The 3,616-nt window shown below is 58.0% G+C and carries 3 protein-coding genes; all 3 read left to right on the forward strand.

Annotation, left to right across the window (positions count from 1 at the left end):
• Window position 1: 1 nt before the first annotated feature.
• Window positions 2-1,297, forward strand: a complete 1,296-nt coding sequence (gene tssK / locus DEO48_RS15570) for a type VI secretion system baseplate subunit TssK (RefSeq protein ID WP_258306108.1) — start codon at window positions 2-4, stop codon at window positions 1,295-1,297.
• A gap of 15 nt (window positions 1,298-1,312) precedes the next feature.
• Window positions 1,313-2,089, forward strand: coding sequence for a type IVB secretion system protein IcmH/DotU (gene icmH / locus DEO48_RS15575; RefSeq protein ID WP_046897933.1), 777 nt, complete (start codon window positions 1,313-1,315; stop codon window positions 2,087-2,089).
• 12 nt (window positions 2,090-2,101) lie between these two features.
• Window positions 2,102-3,616: AAA family ATPase (locus DEO48_RS15580; protein WP_146198284.1), on the forward strand; the 1,515-nt coding region annotated here is incomplete at its 3' end.

The raw sequence follows: 3,616 nt of genomic DNA on the forward strand, positions 1-3,616 counted from the left end.
CATTAAGCCCCAGCATTTTCAGCAGCAACAGCGCCATGTGGACTATTTGCTGCAGGCGCGCCTGAGTGCCATCAGCGATTATTTCAGTGGTTTGCAGTCCCTGGACATCAATGAAGAGTACCTGAATTTTGGGCGTATCGCGCTGGTAGGGGCGAGGGGTGTGATGCCCGATGGCACGGTTTTCAATATTCCCGGTGATGATGCGCTGCCGCCGCCTCTGGAAATTACGGATGATTCGGTGACGGGGCAGAAGGTTTATCTGGCTATTCCGCTGGCGGTCAGCGGGGTGAATGAGGTGCGTCAGCCGGAGCAATCTGTTGCCACCCGCCTGGAAGCGCACCGCTATGAGGTGCGCGATCTTCACAGCGATGGCGGGGATATTACCGCACTTGATCTCGGGCGGGTGAGTCCCCGTCTGATGCTGGAGCGTGACGATCGCAGCGCCTGGGCCACCCTGGCCGTCGCCCGTATTCAGGAGCGGCGTCCGGATGGCGGCCTGGTGCTGGAATCGGCGTTTATGCCCTGCAGTTCGTCGGTATCGGCGATCCCGGTGCTTAAACGTTTTCTGGGCGAATCCGTAGGACTGGTGGCTGAACGTGCCCGGACGCTGGCGCAGCGTATTGCCGCGCCCGGGCAGCAGGGTGTCGCCGATGTCGCCGAGTTCATGATGCTGCAGTTGCTGAACCGCATGCAGCCCCGGCTTTCCCATCTTGCGCGCCTGGGCACGCTGCACCCGGAGCGTCTGTACGAAACGCTGGTGGCGTTCTGCGGTGAACTGATGACCTTTACGGACGGATCCCGTCTGCCGCCTGAGTTTCCGGCCTATCGTCATGACGATCCCCGACAGGGTTTTGAACCGATCATGCACGCCCTGCGTCAGGCACTCAGTACGGTACTGTCGCCGCGCGCTGTTTCCCTGCAGCTGAGTAAACAGGCATATGGCGTTCATCTTGCTGTCATTGCTGAAAGTGAACTGCTGCAGAGTGCGATGTTCGTCCTGGCCGTACGCGCCAGAATGCCGCAGGAACAACTGCGTAAACAGCTGCTACAGCAGGTCAAGGTCGCGTCAGGTGAGAAGATTCGTGAGCTTATCAGCCTGCAGCTCCCCGGCGTGCCGCTTCAGCCTCTGCCGGTGGCTCCGCGTCAGTTGCCTTACCACGCGGGCTACAGCTACTTCCAGCTTGACAGGCAAAGTCCGGCCTGGTCAGTACTGATGACCGGAAACACGCTGGCGTTCCATATTGCCGGTGAGTTTCCTGAACTTGACATGCAGCTCTGGGCTATTCGCAGCCAGTAACAGGGAGAGTTAACGATGGCAACTGATGCAATGTACCACGACGGCCTGAAAGGGCTGCTCCATGAGGATGCGGGCCTGACGGACAGCGATCCTGATTATGCTTTCAGGATGCGGGGTAACAGCCTGAATCCGATCGTTGACGCGGTCACCCCGCTGTTCGGCATGGTTGCCCGCGTGCGCACGCTGAGCCGCCATAACGATGTGGCAGGTCTGTATCAGACTGTGTCAACGGAAATCCGTGCGATTGAGCAGGAACTGCGGGGGCTCGACTATGAGAATGGCGTGATCCTGTCGTTTCGCTATGTGCTGTGCTCCTTTATTGACGAAGCGGTGATGGCCCATGAATGGGGTCACCAGAGCGTGTGGGCGGAGAACTCCCTGCTGTCTCAGTTTCATGGTGAAACCTGGGGCGGTGAAAAGGTGTTTTCTGTTCTTGATAAGCTGCGGGACGATCCCGTGCGTTATCGCGATGTGCTGGAATTTATTCTGCTGTGTCTGCTGATGGGGTTTCAGGGGCGTTATCGTCTCCTGCCGGACGGCAAAAAAATGCTACAGGAGATAAGCCAGTCCCTTCAGCATCAACTGAACCCGGAACCTGTCACTCAGCCGCCAGTGTTACATCTTGATTTTGGCCAACAGGCGGCCCCGTATCGTCTGTCCCGCCAGGTGTCACTGCGCACTGTCGCGGGCAGCGCCTGCCTGCTGATGGCTGGCGTTTTTCTACTTTTTCACCATCTGCTCAGCAATCAGACGCAGGATGTCCTGCGTCAGTTGAGTGAACTCTTAAAGTGAGGGCGTTAACCCATGATCCGCATTGATCTGCACATTCTTGTTGAACGTCTTCATCCGGTTTGCCGCCATATGCTGGAAGAGGCGGCGGCTTTGTGCGTCAGCCAGCAGGGTGCTGAAATTCGTGTTGAGCACCTACTGCTGAAAGCGCTGGAGACGCCGTTAAGCGATATCCGCCTCATCCTGGATCATGCCGGTATCGCCCATGAAGAAGTGCGTGATCTTCTGGACGTGACAGGCATAGATAAATCCCTGGCACCGGGCTATCCGGCGTTTTCACCTCTGTTGGTGGAATTACTGCAGGATGGCTGGATGCTGGCTTCGGCACAGATGAGTCATCTGCAGTTGCGCAGTGGTGTGGTACTGCTGGCACTGCTGATGACACCGGGACGCTATGTATTACCTGCCGTTTCCCGCTTGCTGTCGGGCATTAACCGGGAACGACTGGCGCAGGATTTTGATGGCTGGGTGAAGGGCTCGGCGGAAGGTGAGGGGAACACTTCAGCGGGGAATACGCTTGCCTCCCCCTCTGCTACGGGGGAGCTGTTGGCCCGTTTTACGCATAACCTGACCCAGGACGCCCGCGACGGGAGGCTCGACCCGGTGCTGTGTCGGGATGATGAAATTGACCTGATGATCGATATCCTTTCACGACGTCGTAAAAATAATCCGATTATCGTCGGTGAGGCGGGCGTGGGTAAAAGCGCGCTCACCGAAGGACTTGCCTTGCGCATCGTTGCCGGTCAGGTACCGGACAAGCTCCGGGACGTGGAGCTGCTGTCTCTGGATTTAGGGGCCATGCAGGCAGGTGCCGCCGTGAAAGGGGAGTTTGAGAAGCGATTTAAGGGGGTGATGCAGGAGGTGAAGGTTTCACCGCGTCCCGTCATCCTGTTTATTGATGAAGCCCATACGCTGATTGGTGCCGGAAATCAGGCGGGTGGGCTGGATGTCTCGAACCTGATCAAGCCCGCGCTGGCACGCGGTGAGCTGCGCACGATTGCTGCCACCACCTGGAGTGAATACAAGAAATACGTTGAAAAAGATGCGGCGCTCTCGCGTCGCTTTCAGTTAGTGAACGTCGGTGAGCCGGATGTGGAGCAGGCGACGGTTATTCTGCGCGGACTGCGTAGCGTCTATGAGAAAGCACACGGGGTCCTGATTGATGAGGAGGCCCTGCAGGCGGCAGCGTCTCTGTCGGCGCGCTACATCTCAGGTCGGCAGTTGCCGGATAAAGCCATTGATGTGCTGGATACGGCCTGCGCCAGAGTGGCGATTAACCTGACCACGCCTCCCCGCGAAGTCAGCCATCTGCAGACCCGTCTTGAACAGCGTGGGCTGGAAATTGTCCAGCTCGAGCGCCAGTCGCGCATTGGTCTTGGCGATCATCAGGCCCGGCTCAGTGAGCTTTGTGCTGAGGAACAGACAGAACGTGCAAAGCTGATAAAGGAAGAAGAGAACTGGCAGGCGCAGCTCAGGCTGGTGCAGGCGATCGTCGCACTGCGCGCGCAACTGCTGGCGACAGAGAGTGAA

It is taken from the genome of Enterobacter sp. CGMCC 5087 (assembly GCF_003144775.1).
Classification (GTDB): Bacteria; Pseudomonadota; Gammaproteobacteria; order Enterobacterales; family Enterobacteriaceae; genus Enterobacter; species Enterobacter cloacae_M.

What these genes read in the sequence shown, in the direction of transcription:
- icmH (WP_046897933.1), top strand. Translation starts at nt 1,313, where the DNA reads ATGGCAACTGATGCAATGTACCACGACGGCCTGAAAGGGCTGCTCCAT.